Origin of the sequence: Kitasatospora sp. NPDC059722 (assembly GCF_042733235.1) — a bacterium.
Taxonomy (GTDB): domain Bacteria; phylum Actinomycetota; class Actinomycetes; order Streptomycetales; family Streptomycetaceae; genus Kitasatospora.
The window spans coordinates 11,110-26,265 of sequence record NZ_JBHWGD010000008.1 but is presented as its reverse complement, the minus strand read 5'-3'; the positions used below and the strand labels follow the sequence as shown (position 1 = coordinate 26,265).

The following is a 15,156-nucleotide window of genomic DNA, read 5'->3' as shown; positions in this document are numbered from 1 at the left end:
GGTCCTGCGGCGCGTTCGGAGCCGGCCGCTACGCCGCCGCCTCGCAGCCGTGCTCCGGCTCCAAGCGCCTGCCGCAGCCGCACCTGGCCGGCCGGAGCGGCCAGGACAGGTCCACCCGCTCCGGCGTCCCGGACCGGTCGAACCAGTTCTGCAGCCCCCGCGCCTGCGCCGCGTGCCAGATCGCCTGACGCAGGTGCAGCTCGGCCGCCGTGAGCCCGCCCAGCGCCGCCGGGTAGCGGGAACCGATCGTCCGCGTCAGCGCCAGCGCCGCCGAGGCGTCCGCCGCCGCGTCGTGCGCGCCGGCCAGCTCGACGCCGTAGTGCGCGCACAGGTCGGTCAGCGTCCGGCGGCCCTTGCGGTAGCGGTCCACGTGCTTGTCCAGCACCCGCGGATCCAGCACCACCAGTCCGGCCGCGCCCAGCCCGCCCGTCAGCGGGAGGCCGTGATGGCGGCGCAACTCCCGGTCCAGCAGCGTCAGGTCGTAGGGCGCGTTCATCACCACCACCGGCCGCCCGGCCCTGGCCTGCGCGGCCAGGGCCCGGGTTATCTCCGCCACGACGGCGCGGGCCGGACGGCCGTGCGCGCGCACGTGGTCGTCGGTGATGCCGTGCACCGCCCGGGCGCCGTCCGGGATCGGGACCCCCGGATCGGCCAGCCAGGTCTCGGTCTGCACGGGTGCGCCCGGGGCGAGTTGGACGACCAGGGCGGCCGAGACGATCCGGTCGTGCTCGACGTCCACGCCGGTGGTCTCGGTGTCGAAGGAGGCGAGTGGGCCGGTGTACCAGTAGTGCTGCATGACTGCCCCTCAGACGTGCGGTCCGCACCCCGGTGATACCCGGTTCTGACGCCCGCTCAACCGTTTGGCGCAGGCCGGGCCGGGGATCCTGGCCTTGGGCCGCTCCCGGGGGTGGCGGGCCCGGGGGGAGGCTAGGGGCGATGGCGCTGACACAGCCGCAGCCCGACGAGGCGGCGGCGGTCCTGCGGGGGAACCTCGCGGTGACGGCCTGCATGGAGACGCTGCAGGTCGGCTACCTGCACGCGGTCGCCGCGGCGGCCGGCTGCTCGCTCTCCCAGCCCTTCCCGGACAACGGCATCGACTGGCAGGTCAGCCACGGCTCCCGGGCGCACGAGGTCGACGACGAGGTCACCATCAAGATCCAGCTCAAGGCGACCCAGCAGATCGCGCCCGACCCGGCCGGGCCGTTCTTCAGCTTCACCCTGGACAACGACCACCTGCGCAAGCTCGCCCGGGCCCGCGTCGCGGTGCCCCGGATCCTCGTCGTCATGCTGCTGCCGCGCCGGGTCGACCACTGGCTGGCGGCCCGGCCGGACGCGCTCGAACTGCGGCACTGCTGCTACTGGGTCAACCTGGCCGGCCACCCCGTCACCGGGCAGCGCCGCACCAACGTCCGGGTGCCCACCACGAAGGTCTTCGACGACCGCGCGCTGTGCGACATCATGGCCAGGGTCGGCGCGGGCGGCAGCCCGTGACGGCCCGGCCCCGGCCGGGAGGAGCCGCACCCATGACACCACCCCACGCACCGGGCGAGCCCGACGGAGTCCTGCCCGGCGGCGGCCTGCCCGACCCGGCCACCGTCGACCCCGCGGTGCTCGCCACCCTGCTCGCCCGGCACGGCTGGGTGCGGCGCGGCGGCCCCGCCGCCCGGTACGGCCGCTGGACGCCCCCGGACGACGACCCCGGCACCAGCCTGCTCGTCCCCGCCGGCGACGGCTTCGACGACGCGGTCGACCTCCTCACCGACGCCGTCACCGCCCTGTCCCGCTCGCACAGCCCCTCCGCCCGCTCGATCCTGCTCGCCCTCTCCGTGCCCGGCGACGAACTGCGCTGGCACCGCGACGTGCCCGGACCGGCCGGCACCGCGCCCTGGGAGGACGCCGAACGGCTCGGGCGGGCGGCCCGCGCCATGCTCGCCGCCGGGGCCAAGGCCGGACGGACCAGGGCCGCCTACTTCGGCGCCCGGCTGGACACCTGGGCCGACGACTTCCTGGACCGCGTCCTGGTCGTCGAACAGGGCGCCGGCCTCACCGCCTACACCCCCGCCCCCGAGGGGCGCGCCGCCGTCACCACCCTCGTCCGCGCGCTGGAGGCACTGCGCGACGCCGTCGACTACCGGCGGGTCAGCGGCGGGCCGGAGGCCTTCGAGAACGCCGTCCAGGCCGGGGTCAGCCGCGAGCTCGTGCAGTCCGTCGAGGAACTCGTGCGCGGCGCGACCGCCGCGCAGCTCGCGGTCGCCTGGTCGGCCGCCGCCGGCACACCGGGCGGCTTCGGCGAGCGCCGCGTCGTCCTCGACTTCTCGCCCGGCGACCTGCCCGCCCTCGCCGAGGCCGCCGAACTCCTGGAGCGCATCGAGCCCGCCGTCGCCGTCACCGTCGTCGGCGTCGTCGTCCGCCTCAAGCGCGCCGACCCGACCGGCCCCGGCACCGTCCGTCTGCGGATCCTCGGCGGCGCCGAGGTCCGCGAGCTCAAGGTCCGGCTGCCCGACCCCGACTACCGGCTCGCCGCCGAGGCCCACCTCGCGGGCGTCCCGGTGCGGGTCGCGGGCCGGCTGGAGAGCCGCGGCGGCTTCCGCCGGCTCACCCGGCCGCAGGGCCTTGAGCTGTGCGGATGGGACGAGGGCGACCGAGAGCGGCTGCTCAAGGGACTGACGGACGGGGGAGAAGGCGGCTAGATCGCCGTCGGTGGACGGTGGGGGCGGCGCTCTCGGTACCATCGTCACGCGCAGCGCAGTGTTGCGTCCTCTAATCCAGCACGTCAGGAGAGACCGGTGACGGACGTCCGGGTAATCATCAACCGCGAACCCGATCGGGAAGAGCGCGTGGTGACCACGGGCACTACGGCCGCCGAGCTCTTCGCCGACGACCGTTCGATCATCGCCGCCCGCGTCGGCGGCCAGCTCAAGGACCTCGCCTACGCCGTCCAGGACGGCGACGAGGTCGAGCCGGTCGCGATCGGCAGCAAGGACGGCCTGGACATCCTGCGCCACTCCACCGCGCACGTCATGGCGCAGGCCGTGCAGCAGCTCTTCCCCGAGGCCAAGCTCGGCATCGGCCCGCCGGTCAAGGACGGCTTCTACTACGACTTCGACGTCGAGAAGCCCTTCCACCCCGATGACCTCAAGGCCATCGAGAAGAAGATGCAGGAGATCATCAAGCGCGGGCAGAAGTTCTCCCGCCGCGTGGTCACCGACGAGTCCGCCCGTGAGGAGCTGGCCGCCGAGCCGTACAAGCTGGAGCTGATCGGCCTCAAGGGCTCCGCCGCCACCGCCGGCGAGGGCGCCGACGTCGAGGTCGGCGCCGGCGAGCTCACCATCTACGACAACCTGGACGCCAAGAGCGGCGACCAGTGCTGGGGCGACCTCTGCCGCGGCCCGCACCTGCCCAGCACCCGGCACATCCCGGCGTTCAAGCTGATGCGCAACGCGGCCGCCTACTGGCGCGGCAGCGAGAAGAACCCCATGCTCCAGCGCATCTACGGGACCGCCTGGCCGAGCAAGGACGAGCTGAAGGCCCACCTCGACTTCCTGATCGAGGCCGAGAAGCGCGACCACCGCAAGCTCGGCAACGAGCTCGACCTCTTCTCCATCCCCGAGGAGATCGGCTCCGGCCTCGCCGTCTTCCACCCCAAGGGCGGCATCATCCGCCGCGCCATGGAGGACTACTCGCGCAAGCGGCACGAGGAAGAGGGCTACGAGTTCGTCTACACCCCGCACGCCACCAAGGGGAAGCTCTTCGAGAAGAGCGGCCACCTCGACTGGTACGCGGACGGCATGTACCCGCCCATGCAGCTCGACGAGGGCGTGGACTACTACCTCAAGCCGATGAACTGCCCGATGCACAACCTGATCTTCGACGCGCGCGGCCGCTCGTACCGTGAACTGCCGCTGCGCCTCTTCGAGTTCGGGACGGTGTACCGGTACGAGAAGTCCGGCGTCGTGCACGGCCTGACCCGGGCCCGCGGCTTCACGCAGGACGACGCGCACATCTACTGCACCCGCGAGCAGATGGCGGAGGAGCTCGACTCCACGCTGACCTTCGTGCTCAACCTGCTCCGCGACTACGGTCTGACCGACTTCTACCTGGAGCTGTCGACCAAGGACCCGGAGAAGTTCGTCGGCAGCGACGAGACCTGGGAGGAGGCCACCCGCGTCCTCGCGGCCGTGGCCGAGAAGCAGGGCCTTCCGCTGGTGCCGGACCCGGGTGGCGCGGCCTTCTACGGCCCGAAGATCTCGGTCCAGGCGAAGGACGCGATCGGCCGCACCTGGCAGATGAGCACCATCCAGCTGGACTTCAACCTGCCGGAGCGCTTCGACCTGGAGTACACCGCGGCGGACGGCTCGCGTCAGCGGCCGGTCATGATCCACCGCGCGCTGTTCGGCTCGATCGAGCGCTTCTTCGCGGTGCTGCTGGAGCACTACGCCGGCGCCATGCCGCCGTGGCTGGCCCCGGTCACCGTGACCGGCATCCCGATCACCGACGAGCACGTCCCGTACCTGCTGGAGGTCGCGGCCGAGCTGAAGGAGCACGGGATCCGGGTCGAGGTCGACACCTCGGACGACCGCATGCAGAAGAAGATCAGGAACGCCCAGAAGAGCAAGGTTCCGTTCATGCTGATCGCCGGCAACGACGACATCGAGGCCGGGGCCGTCTCCTTCCGCTACCGCAACGGCGAGCAGAAGAACGGCGTGCTGGTCGCGGACGCCGTCGCGGAGATCGTGGACGCGGTGAAGAACCGCATCCAGGTGTGACGTCGCAGTCCGGTTGACCCCGACGCGGGGCAGGCTCCTGAGGAGTCTGCCCCGCGCGGCTTTGCAGGGGGCCTCGGGCGAATATGCTGATCAGCATGACGACTGAGCCGGAACTGCAGCGGGGCGTCGGTGAGCCGGACGGCTTCCGCCGCCTGTGGACCCCCCATCGGATGGCGTACATCCAGGGTGAGAACAAGCCCACCGGCCCGGCTCCGGACGACGGTTGCCCGTTCTGCTCGATCCCGTCGCTGAGCGACGAGGACGGGCTGGTCGTCGCGCGCGGCACGTCCGTCTTCGCGGTACTGAACCTCTATCCGTACAACGGCGGCCACTTGATGGTGGTCCCGTACCGGCACGTCGCGGACTACACCGACCTGGACGAGGCCGAGACCGCCGAGCTGGCCGGGTTCACCAAGAAGGCGATGACCGCGCTGCGGGCCGCCTCCGGCGCGCACGGGTTCAACATCGGGATGAACCAGGGCGCGGCGGCCGGGGCGGGGATCGCGGCGCACCTGCACCAGCACGTGGTGCCGCGCTGGGGCGGGGACACCAACTTCATGCCGGTGGTGGGGCACACGAAGGTGCTGCCGCAGCTGCTGGCGGACACCCGCAAGATGCTGGCCGAGGTCTGGCCGCAGGACTGAGCGGACGCGCGTGAGCGGAGGGGCCCGTCACCGGGAGTACCGGTGACGGGCCCCTCCGTCGTGTCGCCCGGCCGATCGCTCAGCCCGCGTCGAACTGGTCGACCTTGTACGGCCGGGTGCCCTGCGCCTCGGACTTGATGATCGAGGTGCGGTTCTTGAAGAAGCGCTCGGTGTCGAGGTCGTGCTCCTCCAGGAACTCCAGCGTGGCGGCGTGGACCGCGCTGAGCACCGGGACGGAGGCGTTGAGCGCGTTGTCCGTCATGAAGCGGCTGCTCCACGGCGGGTTCGCCCAGGCGTGCCGGAAGCCGAAGGGCTCGGGCAGGCCGATGCCGCCGCCGAGCCAGGCGAGCAGCCCGGGGATGCGGACCAGGGGTGCGCGCAGGGCCTGGCGCACCACTTCGTCGTTGTCGATCAGGGGGAGCTGGACGGTCCGCTCCTCCCAGAACTTGCCGGTCTTCTGGATCGTCTTCTCCTTGGGGGCGGGCTTGTCCCCGAAGACGCCGGCGACCGGGCCGAGCGCGTAGCCGGCGACCGTCACGGTGAGGGTGTTGGCGAGCAGGGTGACGGTGACGGTGAAGGTGATGATCAGCTTGCCGTCGAAGGTGATGAACTGGGTGGCGAGGTAGTGCCGGGCGCCGCCGCCGGAGAAGGTCTGCTTGTCGGCGATGGTCTGGACGGCGAAGTCGCGCATCCGGTCGCCGTCCATGTCGGCGCCCGCGGGGCGGGAGATCTCGTCGGCGTTCTCGCCGACTTCGAGCACCGCCCACTGCTTGATCGAGACGTTGGTCATGCCGCTGTTGGCGACCTCGCTGATCGAGAGCCCCTTGAGGTGGGCGCCGATCTTGCGGACGAGGTCCCAGGGGTGGAAGGCGCGGAAGTCGCTGTGGCCCTCGGCGGGCCGCAGCACGTCGACGAGTCGCCATTCGCCCCAGCGGCGGCCGACGCCGAGGATGCCCTTGGGGCCGGCGTAGTGCTGGACGTTGGTCTCCTGCTCGGCTTCGAGGCGGCCGAGCTTGTCGCGCAGGTCGACGGCCTTCTTGTCGAGGTCGTCGCGGGGGACGGCCTTGGCGACGGTGGCGGCGACGGCGTTGCCCTCGACGAGGGCCTGCCAGCGGGCGCGCAGTTCGCGGGTGGAGCGCAGGACGATGCGTTTGGCGAGGAACCAGCCGATCACCGGGGCGATCATGGTGATGCGCAGGTAGAGGCCGAGGAGTCCGGCGGCCGGGGGGCGCAGGGCGAGGAGGACGGCGACGGCGCCGGCGGCGAGGAGGGCGAGGCCGCCGTAGACCTCGTTCTGGCGGGACTTGTCCTTGAGGAGCCAGGTGCGGAGGTAGAACGCGGCCAGCCAGATGAGGCTTCCGGGCAGGGCGAGGAGGCCGAACACCACGGTGATGGTGGTGAGTTGGCGGTCCCGGTTGCCGCGGAACTCCTGGGCGGCGAGGCAGTGTTCGACGATCTGGCGGGTGTCGGTGCCGAAGGAGGGCACGATGGGCTTGCGGGTCGCGCCGAGGGCGCGGGCGATGACGGCGGTGCTGAAGGCCTCGCCGAGATTGGCTCGGAACAGCCGGAAGCGTGGCTTCTTGTAGGTGGCGGCGCCGATCTTCTCGACGAAGGGTTCGATCTCGCCGTCCCGGTAGGCCGCGGAGGAGAGCGCCTGGGTGACGGCGGTCTGCGGGCCGGCGTCGGTCCGGGGTATCTGCGCACCCGGGGTCATGTCGAGTGTGGTCACGGTGGTGTCCCCTCCTCCCCTTGTCAGCGGCAGGTTACCGTGCCGTGGTGGTGCTGCGCGGATGATCGTCTGAAGTACCGTCACGATCGGGCCGCGTTGGCTGCCGCGTTGGTTCGAGAGGCATGATGCCCAGCTTCGCCGGTGTCGATACCCGGTGGTTCCGGTCCGGTGGCGTGGGTGCAGGATGATCGTGACTGCGATGGAAGGGGTTGCCGTGAAGGATCCGGTGCTGGTCTTCGACGGGGACTGCGCGTTCTGCTCGTCGTGCCTGGGGTGGGCGGAGCGGTATCTGCGGCAGACGCTGGCGTCGGGGGGCTGGGAGGCGGTGCCGTTCCAGTTCGCCGATCTGGCGGCGCTGGACGCGCGGGCGGGTGGCGCGGGCGAGGTCACCTGGGAGCGTGCGGAGCGCGAGGTGCTGTGGGTGACTCCGGCGGGGCGGGTGTACGGGGGTGCGCAGGCGGTGGCGCGGCTGCTGATGCGGTCGGGCGGCGCGTGGGCGTACCTGGGCGCGCTGTTGACGCTGGCTCCGGTGCGGCCGGTGGTGGGCGTGGTGTACCGCTGGGTGGCGAGGAACCGGCACCGGATGCCGGGTGGTACGCCGGCGTGCGCGCTGCCGAACCGGCAGGCCGTTCAGTCGTCGTAGCGTTCGGCGACGGCGGCGGGCATGGGTTCGTGCCGCAGGTAGGCGCGGCTGAACTCGGCGGTTCCGTGGGTGAGGGAGCGCAGGTCGAGGGGGTAGCGGGTGAGTTCGAGCTCGGGGACCTCGGCGCGCAGGAGGGTGAGTCCGGGGCCGGCGTTGTCGCTGCCGAGGACGCGGCCGCGGCGTGCGGAGAGGTCCCCGAGGACGGCGCCGAGGTAGTCGTCGGGGAGCAGGACGCTGACGGCGGCGACGGGTTCGAGCAGGCGGATGACGGCGTGTTCGGCGGCGTCGCGCAGGGCGAGGGCGGCGGCGGTCTGGAAGGACGCGTCGGAGGAGTCGACGGAGTGGGCCTTGCCGTCGGTGAGGGTGACGCGGACGTCGACGAGCGGGTGTCCGGTGGCGACGCCCTTGGCGAGCTGGGCGCGGACGCCCTTCTCGACGGACGGGATGAAGTGCTTGGGCACGGCGCCGCCGACGACGTGTTCCTGGAACTCGAAGCCGGAGCCGGCGGGGAGGGGTTCGACTTCGAGGTCGCAGATGGCGTACTGGCCGTGGCCGCCGGACTGCTTGACGAGCCGGCCGTGGCCGGCGGCGGCGCTGCCGAAGGTCTCGCGCAGCGCGACCTTGGGCTCGACGGTGTCGACGTGGACGCCGTGGCGGGTGCGCAGGCGGTCGAGGACGACGTCGGCGTGGGCCTCGCCGGTGCACCAGAGGACGAGCTGGTGGGTGTCGGGGTTCTGTTCGAGGCGCAGGGCCGGGTCCTCGGCGGTGAGCCGGGTGAGGGCCTGGGAGAGCTTGTCGTCGTCGGCCTTGCTGTGGGCTTCGACGGCGATGGGCAGCAGGGGTTCGGGGAGGGTCCAGCCGTCGAGTTCGACGGGGTGGCCGGGGTCGTGGACGGTGTCGCCGGCGCGGGCGGTGGTGAGTTTGGCGGCGCAGACGAGGTCGCCGGCGACGGCGTGCGGGACGGGGCGCTGGAGTTTGCCGAAGGGGCTGCTGAGGGCGGTGACGCGTTCGTCGCCGTCCTGGTCGGCGGGGTGCGCGGGGCCGGTGAGGTGGATGCGGGTGTCGGGGCGCAGGGTGCCGGCGTAGACGCGCAGGAGGCTGATGCGGCCGACGTAGGCGTCGCCGGTGACGCGGATGACCTGGGCGGCGAGGGGGGCGTCGGGGTCGCAGGCGGGCCCGGGGCGGGTGCGTTCGGTGGGGTCGGGGAAGGTGTGGGCGATGAGGTCGAGGAGTTCGGCGGCGCCGAGGCCGTTCTCGCTGGTGGGGACGGCGGGGTGGAGGGTGCAGGCGAGGACTTCGCGGCGCATGCCCGCTTCGAGGGCGTCGGTGTCGAGGGTGTCGCCGGCGAGGTAGCGCTCCATGAGGGCGTCGTCCTGGCCGGAGATGGCTTCGACGAGGCTCTCGCGGGCGGGTGCGGTGTCGGGCAGGGGGGTGGCGTCGCCGTAGGTCTGTCCGGTGAGCAGGTCGACGCTGCCGTCGGGGTGGCCGTCGTGGTGGACGGGCAGGAACAGCGGGCGCAGGGTGTCGGGGCCGAGCTCGAAGGCGTCGTGGCAGGCGGTGAGGATGTCGTCGAAGCCGGCGCGGGCGAGGTCGAGCTTGGCGACGGCGACGGCGCGGGGGATGCCTTCGGCGGCGCACTCGCGCCAGAGGGCGCGGGTGGGGGCGGTGACGGGGTCGGTGGCGGAGACGACGAAGACGGCGGCGTCGGCGGCGTGCAGGGCGGCGCGCAGGTCGGCGGCGAAGTCGGGGTGGCCGGGCGGGTCGATCAGGTTGATCTTGGTGCCGCGCCATTCGAGGGGGAGCAGCGCGAGCTGGACGGAGCGCTGCTGCTGGTGCTCGATGTCCTCGTGGTCGGAGACGGTGGTGCCGTCGGCGACGCGGCCGGCCCGGCCGGTGGCGCCGGCGGTGAGGGCGAGGGTTTCGGCGAGGGTGGTCTTGCCCACACCGCTGCAGCCGATGAGGACGACGTTGCGCAGGTCGCGGGGGCCGGTGACGTTGGGGGCCTGGCCGGCTCGTGCGGTGCTGCGGTCGGGCATCGGGGTCTCCTCCCGTGGCGCCGAGGCTGTCTTTCGAAAGTCTAGGGTCGGGTCTCGCCGGGGCGCGTGTCGTGCGGGCGGCCGATCGTGGTGCGCGTGTGCGGGTCGGTCGGTGCGCCGTCGGGCGGTGCGTGCGCCGGAGCGTGTCGTCGGCGTGGCTACGATGGGTGCGCCGGGCGGGCTGATCCGTCCGGCCGTCTGCCGCGCGTGTTGCGCCAGGCGGGTACCAGGGAGATCGGAGCGGTCGGGAAGGCCATGCTCAACAAATACGCGCGTGCCTTCTTCACACGTGTCCTGACCCCGTTCGCCGCGTTCCTGATCCGGCTGGGCGTGAGCCCGGACGCCGTGACGCTGATCGGTACCGCCGGTTCGGTGGCCGGTGCGCTGGTGTTCTTCCCGCGCGGGGAGTTCTTCTGGGGCACCATCACGATCACGCTGTTCATCTTCTCGGACCTGGTGGACGGGAACATGGCGCGCCAGCTGGGCCGGAGCACCAAGTGGGGCGCGTTCCTGGACTCGACGCTGGACCGGGTCGCCGACGCGGCGATCTTCGGCGGTCTGGCGATGTGGTACGCGGGCAAGGGCGACAACAACCTGCTGTGCGCGGTGGCGATCGTGTGCCTGGCGAGCGGTCTGGTGGTGTCGTACACGAAGGCGCGGGCGCAGAGCCAGGGCCTGCCGTGCGACGTGTCGGGGCTGGTGGAGCGGGCCGAGCGGCTGGTGGCCAGCCTGGTGGCGGCCGGGGTCGCGGGTCTGCACGAGTTCGGGGTGCCGTACGTGGAGTGGCTGCTGCCGGTGGCGCTGTGGCTGGTCGCGGTGGGCAGCCTGATCACGGTGCTGCAGCGGATGCTGACCGTGCGCCGCGAGGCGTTCGAGGCCGACCGTGTGGCGGCCGGGAGCTGATGGGGGGCGTCCTGCGGTGACGGACCGACTGGTGTACTGGGCGTACGCGCTGGGCTGGGCGGTGCTGAAGCACCTGCCCGAGCGGGTGGCGCGGGCGCTGTTCGACCGGCTGGCGGACTACGCGTGGCGCAAGCGCGGCAAGCGGGTGCTGCAGCTGGAGGCGAACCTGCGGCGGGTCCGTCCCGGGCTGGACGAGGTGGCGCTGCGTGCGCTGTCGCGGGCGGGGATGCGCTCGTACCTGCGGTACTGGATGGAGTCGTTCCGGCTGCCGGTGTGGAGCCGGGAGCGGATTGCCAGGGACGTGCGGGTGGAGGGTTTCGAGCACCTGCGCGGGGCGCTGGAGGCCGGCCGGGGCGCGGTGATAGCGCTGCCGCACATGGGCAACTGGGACCTCGCGGGCACCTGGGTCGCGCAGCAGGGCCATCCGTTCACGACGGTCGCCGAGCGGCTGAAGCCGGAGCGGCTGTTCGACCGGTTCGTGGAGTTCCGGGAGGGCCAGGGCATGGAGGTCCTGGCACTGACCGGCGGCGGGGTGAACGTGATCGGCACCCTGGCGCGGCGGCTGCGCGAGGGGCGGCTGGTGTGCCTGGTGGGGGACCGGGACCTGTCGGAGGCGGGCATCGAGGTGTCGTTCTTCGGCGAGGCGACGCGGATGCCGGCCGGTCCCGCGGCGCTGTGCCAGCGGACGGGGGCGGCGCTGCTGCCGGTGACGCTCTGGTACGACGGGCCGCTACTGCGGGCGCTGATCCACCCGGAGGTGCCGGTGCCGGCGGAGGGGGACCGCAAGGAGCGGACGCTGGCGATGACGCAGGCGATGGCGGACGTGTGGGAGCGGGGGATCGCGAAGCACCCCGAGGACTGGCACATGCTGCAGCGCTTCTGGCTGGCCGACCTTCCCGTCCGTGAGACGGTTGGGGGGACAGCGGGGGAGCAGGTGGGGGAGCGGGTCCTGCCGGTGCGCGGGGACGCGCCGGAGCCGGCCGGCGAGCCCGCGGCGGAGGCGACCGGGTCCTGAGACGCCGGGCCCGCTGCCGTACCGGAGCACGCGAAGGAGCATGAGGAACCCGTGAAGATCGGCATCGTCTGCCCGTACGACTGGGACGTCCCCGGCGGGGTGCAGTTCCACATCCGGGACCTGGCCGAGCACCTGATCGGCCTCGGACACGAGGTGTCGGTGCTGGCGCCCGCGGAGGACGACGAGGCGCTGCCGCCGTACGTGGTCTCGGCCGGGCGGGCGGTGGCGGTGCCGTACAACGGCTCGGTGGCGCGGCTGAGCTTTGGGATCCTGTCGGCGGCGCGGGTGCGGCGGTGGCTGCACGACGGGCGGTTCGACATCCTGCACGTGCACGAGCCGGCCTCGCCGAGCCTGTCGATGCTGGCCGCGTGGTCGGCGTCCGGGCCGATGGTGGGGACGTTCCACACGTCGAACCCGCGCTCGCGGGCGATGATCGCGGCCTCGCCGATCCTCCAGCCCGGTCTGGAGAAGATGCGGGCCCGGATCGCGGTGTCGGAGTACGCGCGGCGCACGCTGGTCGAGCACCTGGGCGGGGACGCGGTGGTGATCCCCAACGGCGTGGACGTCGGCTTCTTCGCGGAGGCCGAGCCGGACGAGCGCTGGACGGGCGGCGCGGCGGCCGGCGAGCCGGGCACGATCGGCTTCATCGGGCGGATCAACGAGCCGCGCAAGGGCCTGCCGACGCTGCTGGCGGCGCTGCCGCGGATCCTGGCCGAGCGGCCGGGCGTGCGGCTGCTGGTGGCGGGCAAGGGCGACGAGGAGGAGGCCGTGGCGGGCCTCGCGCCCGAGGTGCGGGCGCAGGTCGAGTTCCTGGGCATGGTGAGCGACCGCGAGAAGGCGCGGCTGCTGCGCAGCGTGGACCTGTACGTGGCGCCGAACACCGGCGGCGAGAGCTTCGGGATCATCCTCGTCGAGGCGATGTCGGCGGGCGCGCCGGTGCTGGCGAGCGACCTGGACGCGTTCAAGCAGGTGCTGGACGGCGGTGACGCGGGCGAGCTGTTCCCGGTCGAGGACGCGGACGCGCTGGCGAAGTCGGCGCTGCGGCTGCTGGGGGACCCGGCGCGGCTGGAGGAGCTGCGGAAGGCGGCGTCGCGGCACGTGCGGCGCTTCGACTGGTCGACGGTCGGCGCGGACATCCTCGCGGTGTACGAGACGGTGACGGCGGGCGCGGCTGCGGTCGTCGAGGAGGACGTGCGCAGCGGGCGGCGGGGCCGGTTCGGGCTGGCCAGGGACTGATCCGGGTGTGAGCGGGGTTAGGGTCGGGCGTCCGTACTGCCGTGACCCATGGGGGCAACGATGCCGCAGATCTCCGTCGACTACTCGGCCGGCCTGGCCGGTGCCTTCGACCGCCGGGCGCTGGGCCTGGCGATCAACCGGCTCGCGGTGAGCACGATCGACGCGAAGCCGGAGGCGTGCAAGACGCTCTTCCGGGCCAACGACGAGTTCGTGGTGGGGGAGAGCGAGGGCGCCGACGCCCAGGTGTACGTCCAGTTCCAGATCTTCCCGGGCCGCACGCCGGAGGCGAAGGCGGCGCTCAGCGAGGGCGTCCTGGCGCTGCTGGCCGCGCACGTCACGCCGCCGGCCGGCACCCGGCTGTTCACCGCGGTGAACGTCGAGGACATCGACCGGGGGAGTTACCGGAACGCTACCGCCGCCTGACCGGGCGGCCTGCGTTCCACGTTTCTCCGGCCCGGTAACGTAGCGGCCCGTGACTACGTGGATCTGGGCCGGCGTGGCCGTGGTGCTGTTCGGCATGTACCTGAGTTGGACGGCCGGTCGGCTGGACCGGTTGCACGCCCGGATCGACGCGGCCCGGGCGGCGCTGGACGCGCAGCTGGTCCGCCGGGCGTCGGTGGCGATGGAGCTGGCGACCTCGTCGCTGCTGGACCCGGCGGCGTCGCTGCTGCTGCTGGACGCGGCGCACGCGGCCCGGCAGGCCGACGACGAGCAGCGCGAGGTGGCGGAGAGCCAGCTGAGCCTGGCGCTGCGGGCGGTGCTGGCCGAGCCGGAACAGGTGGCGGCGCTGGTGGCGGAGCCGGGCGGCGACGAGGCCGTGAGGGACCTCACGGCGGCGGTGCGGCGGGTGCCGATGGCGCGCCGGTTCCACAACGACGCGGTGCGGGCGGCCCGGGCTGTGCGCCAGCACCGGCTGGTGCGGTACTTCCGGCTGGCGGGCAAGGCGCCCTTCCCGATGGCCTTCGAGATGGACGACGCGCCGCCTCCGGCGCTCACCCCGGAGGGCGCTCCGGCCTGACGTCCGGATAGGGCCTGTTTGTCGCATCCGGTGGGGCGGGCTGGACTTGGTGGCGCATGGATGCGTCAATTCATGCGCCTACCATAGGGCGATAGCACTGGTTCATCTTCGAGTGAGGTCTCACGTGTCCACCACCCCCACCACCGCAGACCAGCCGCAGATCGGCACCGCCCGGGTGAAGCGCGGCATGGCCGAGCAGCTCAAGGGCGGTGTGATCATGGACGTGGTCAACGCCGAGCAGGCCAAGATCGCCGAGGACGCCGGCGCTGTCGCCGTCATGGCGCTGGAGCGGGTCCCGGCCGACATCCGCAAGGACGGCGGCGTCGCCCGCATGTCGGACCCCAACATGATCGAGGAGATCATCGAGGCGGTCTCGATCCCGGTCATGGCCAAGTCCCGCATCGGCCACTTCGTCGAGGCCCAGGTCCTGCAGTCGCTCGGTGTCGACTACATCGACGAGTCCGAGGTCCTGACCCCGGCCGACGAGGTCAACCACTCGGACAAGTGGGCCTTCACCACCCCCTTCGTCTGCGGCGCCACCAACCTGGGCGAGGCCCTGCGCCGCATCGCCGAGGGCGCGGCCATGATCCGCTCGAAGGGCGAGGCCGGCACCGGCAACGTCGTCGAGGCGGTCCGCCACCTGCGCCAGATCAAGAACGAGATCGGCCAGCTGCGCGCCCTGGACCACAACGAGCTGTACGCCGCCGCCAAGGAGCTGCGCGCCCCGTACGAGCTGGTCAAGGAGGTCGCCGAGCTCGGCAAGCTGCCGGTCGTGCTGTTCTCCGCCGGTGGCGTGGCCACCCCTGCCGACGCCGCGCTGATGCGCCAGCTGGGCGCCGAGGGCGTCTTCGTCGGCTCGGGCATCTTCAAGTCGGGCGACCCGGCCAAGCGCGCCGCCGCCATCGTGAAGGCCACCACCTTCTTCGACGACCCGAAGATCATCGCGGACGCCTCGCGCAACCTCGGCGAGGCCATGGTCGGCATCAACTGCGACACCCTGCCGGAGACCGAGCGCTACGCCAACCGCGGCTGGTAATCGCTTCCCCCCGCACCGAGCCGGGGCGCCCCCCCGCCCCGGCGCGCGGCGGGGGGCGCGCCGCCACACCCCCCCCTGGTTAAAGTGCAAGTAATAGAGAGAGATTATGACTATTTAGTAAAAAATATAC

14 protein-coding genes are annotated in these 15,156 nt (G+C 72.5%); 11 read left to right on the top strand and 3 right to left on the bottom strand.

The window, feature by feature from the left end; genetic code table 11:
- Positions 1-28: 28 nt before the first annotated feature.
- Positions 29-796, bottom strand: coding sequence for an exonuclease domain-containing protein (locus tag ACFV4F_RS07070; protein WP_380438034.1), 768 nt, complete (start codon positions 794-796; stop codon positions 29-31).
- Between the two features lie 140 nt (positions 797-936).
- Here ACFV4F_RS07070 and ACFV4F_RS07065 point away from each other — a divergent pair, with 140 nt between their 5' ends.
- The 4 genes from ACFV4F_RS07065 to ACFV4F_RS07050 all read left to right on the top strand — a co-directional run bounded on the left by ACFV4F_RS07065 (position 937) and on the right by ACFV4F_RS07050 (position 5,410).
- The gene (locus ACFV4F_RS07065; protein WP_359973248.1) at positions 937-1,491 is read left to right on the top strand and encodes a DUF4365 domain-containing protein; all 555 of its coding nucleotides are present in this window, start codon (positions 937-939) and stop codon (positions 1,489-1,491) included.
- 32 nt (positions 1,492-1,523) lie between these two features.
- On the top strand, positions 1,524-2,690 hold the full coding sequence (locus ACFV4F_RS07060) for a hypothetical protein (protein WP_380500706.1): 1,167 nt from the start codon (positions 1,524-1,526) through the stop codon (positions 2,688-2,690).
- A 96-nt stretch (positions 2,691-2,786) separates the two neighbouring features.
- Complete coding sequence (gene thrS / locus ACFV4F_RS07055) at positions 2,787-4,766, top strand: threonine--tRNA ligase (RefSeq protein ID WP_380500705.1); 1,980 nt, start codon at positions 2,787-2,789, stop codon at positions 4,764-4,766.
- A gap of 83 nt (positions 4,767-4,849) precedes the next feature.
- Positions 4,850-5,410 (top strand): HIT family protein, encoded by a 561-nt coding sequence (locus ACFV4F_RS07050; protein WP_380438028.1) that lies wholly within the window; start codon positions 4,850-4,852, stop codon positions 5,408-5,410.
- A gap of 79 nt (positions 5,411-5,489) precedes the next feature.
- Here the strand turns inward: ACFV4F_RS07050 and ACFV4F_RS07045 are convergent, their stop codons facing one another.
- On the bottom strand, positions 5,490-7,139 hold the full coding sequence (locus tag ACFV4F_RS07045; RefSeq protein WP_380438026.1) for a hypothetical protein: 1,650 nt from the start codon (positions 7,137-7,139) through the stop codon (positions 5,490-5,492).
- Positions 7,140-7,338: 199 nt separating this feature from the next.
- Here ACFV4F_RS07045 and ACFV4F_RS07040 point away from each other — a divergent pair, with 199 nt between their 5' ends.
- Positions 7,339-7,782, top strand: a complete 444-nt coding sequence (locus tag ACFV4F_RS07040) for a thiol-disulfide oxidoreductase DCC family protein (RefSeq protein ID WP_380438113.1) — start codon at positions 7,339-7,341, stop codon at positions 7,780-7,782.
- Here ACFV4F_RS07040 and ACFV4F_RS07035 read toward each other — a convergent pair.
- Positions 7,770-9,818 carry an elongation factor G-like protein EF-G2 gene (locus ACFV4F_RS07035; RefSeq protein WP_380500704.1) on the bottom strand — a complete coding sequence of 683 codons (2,049 nt, stop codon included), beginning with the start codon at positions 9,816-9,818 and terminating at the stop codon, positions 7,770-7,772. The genes ACFV4F_RS07040 and ACFV4F_RS07035 overlap by 13 nt on opposite strands.
- A gap of 255 nt (positions 9,819-10,073) precedes the next feature.
- Between ACFV4F_RS07035 and pgsA the strand changes: the two genes are divergently transcribed.
- The 6 genes from pgsA to pdxS all read left to right on the top strand — a co-directional run bounded on the left by pgsA (position 10,074) and on the right by pdxS (position 15,026).
- Positions 10,074-10,721: a phosphatidylinositol phosphate synthase gene (gene pgsA, locus ACFV4F_RS07030; protein ID WP_329925087.1), complete on the top strand. Its 648-nt coding sequence runs from the start codon at positions 10,074-10,076 to the stop codon at positions 10,719-10,721.
- Between the two features lie 16 nt (positions 10,722-10,737).
- Positions 10,738-11,736, top strand: coding sequence for a phosphatidylinositol mannoside acyltransferase (locus ACFV4F_RS07025; protein ID WP_380500703.1), 999 nt, complete (start codon positions 10,738-10,740; stop codon positions 11,734-11,736).
- A 51-nt stretch (positions 11,737-11,787) separates the two neighbouring features.
- A complete protein-coding gene (locus tag ACFV4F_RS07020; RefSeq protein WP_363648673.1) occupies positions 11,788-12,972 on the top strand; it encodes a glycosyltransferase family 4 protein in 1,185 nt (394 codons plus the stop codon).
- 60 nt (positions 12,973-13,032) lie between these two features.
- The gene (locus ACFV4F_RS07015; protein ID WP_380438018.1) at positions 13,033-13,395 is read left to right on the top strand and encodes a 5-carboxymethyl-2-hydroxymuconate Delta-isomerase; all 363 of its coding nucleotides are present in this window, start codon (positions 13,033-13,035) and stop codon (positions 13,393-13,395) included.
- A 49-nt stretch (positions 13,396-13,444) separates the two neighbouring features.
- Positions 13,445-13,990, top strand: coding sequence for a hypothetical protein (locus tag ACFV4F_RS07010; RefSeq protein WP_380438016.1), 546 nt, complete (start codon positions 13,445-13,447; stop codon positions 13,988-13,990).
- A gap of 124 nt (positions 13,991-14,114) precedes the next feature.
- Entirely contained in the window at positions 14,115-15,026 is a 912-nt protein-coding gene (gene pdxS, locus ACFV4F_RS07005; protein ID WP_360230125.1) for a pyridoxal 5'-phosphate synthase lyase subunit PdxS, read from the top strand.
- The last annotated feature ends 130 nt before the right edge of the window (positions 15,027-15,156 follow it).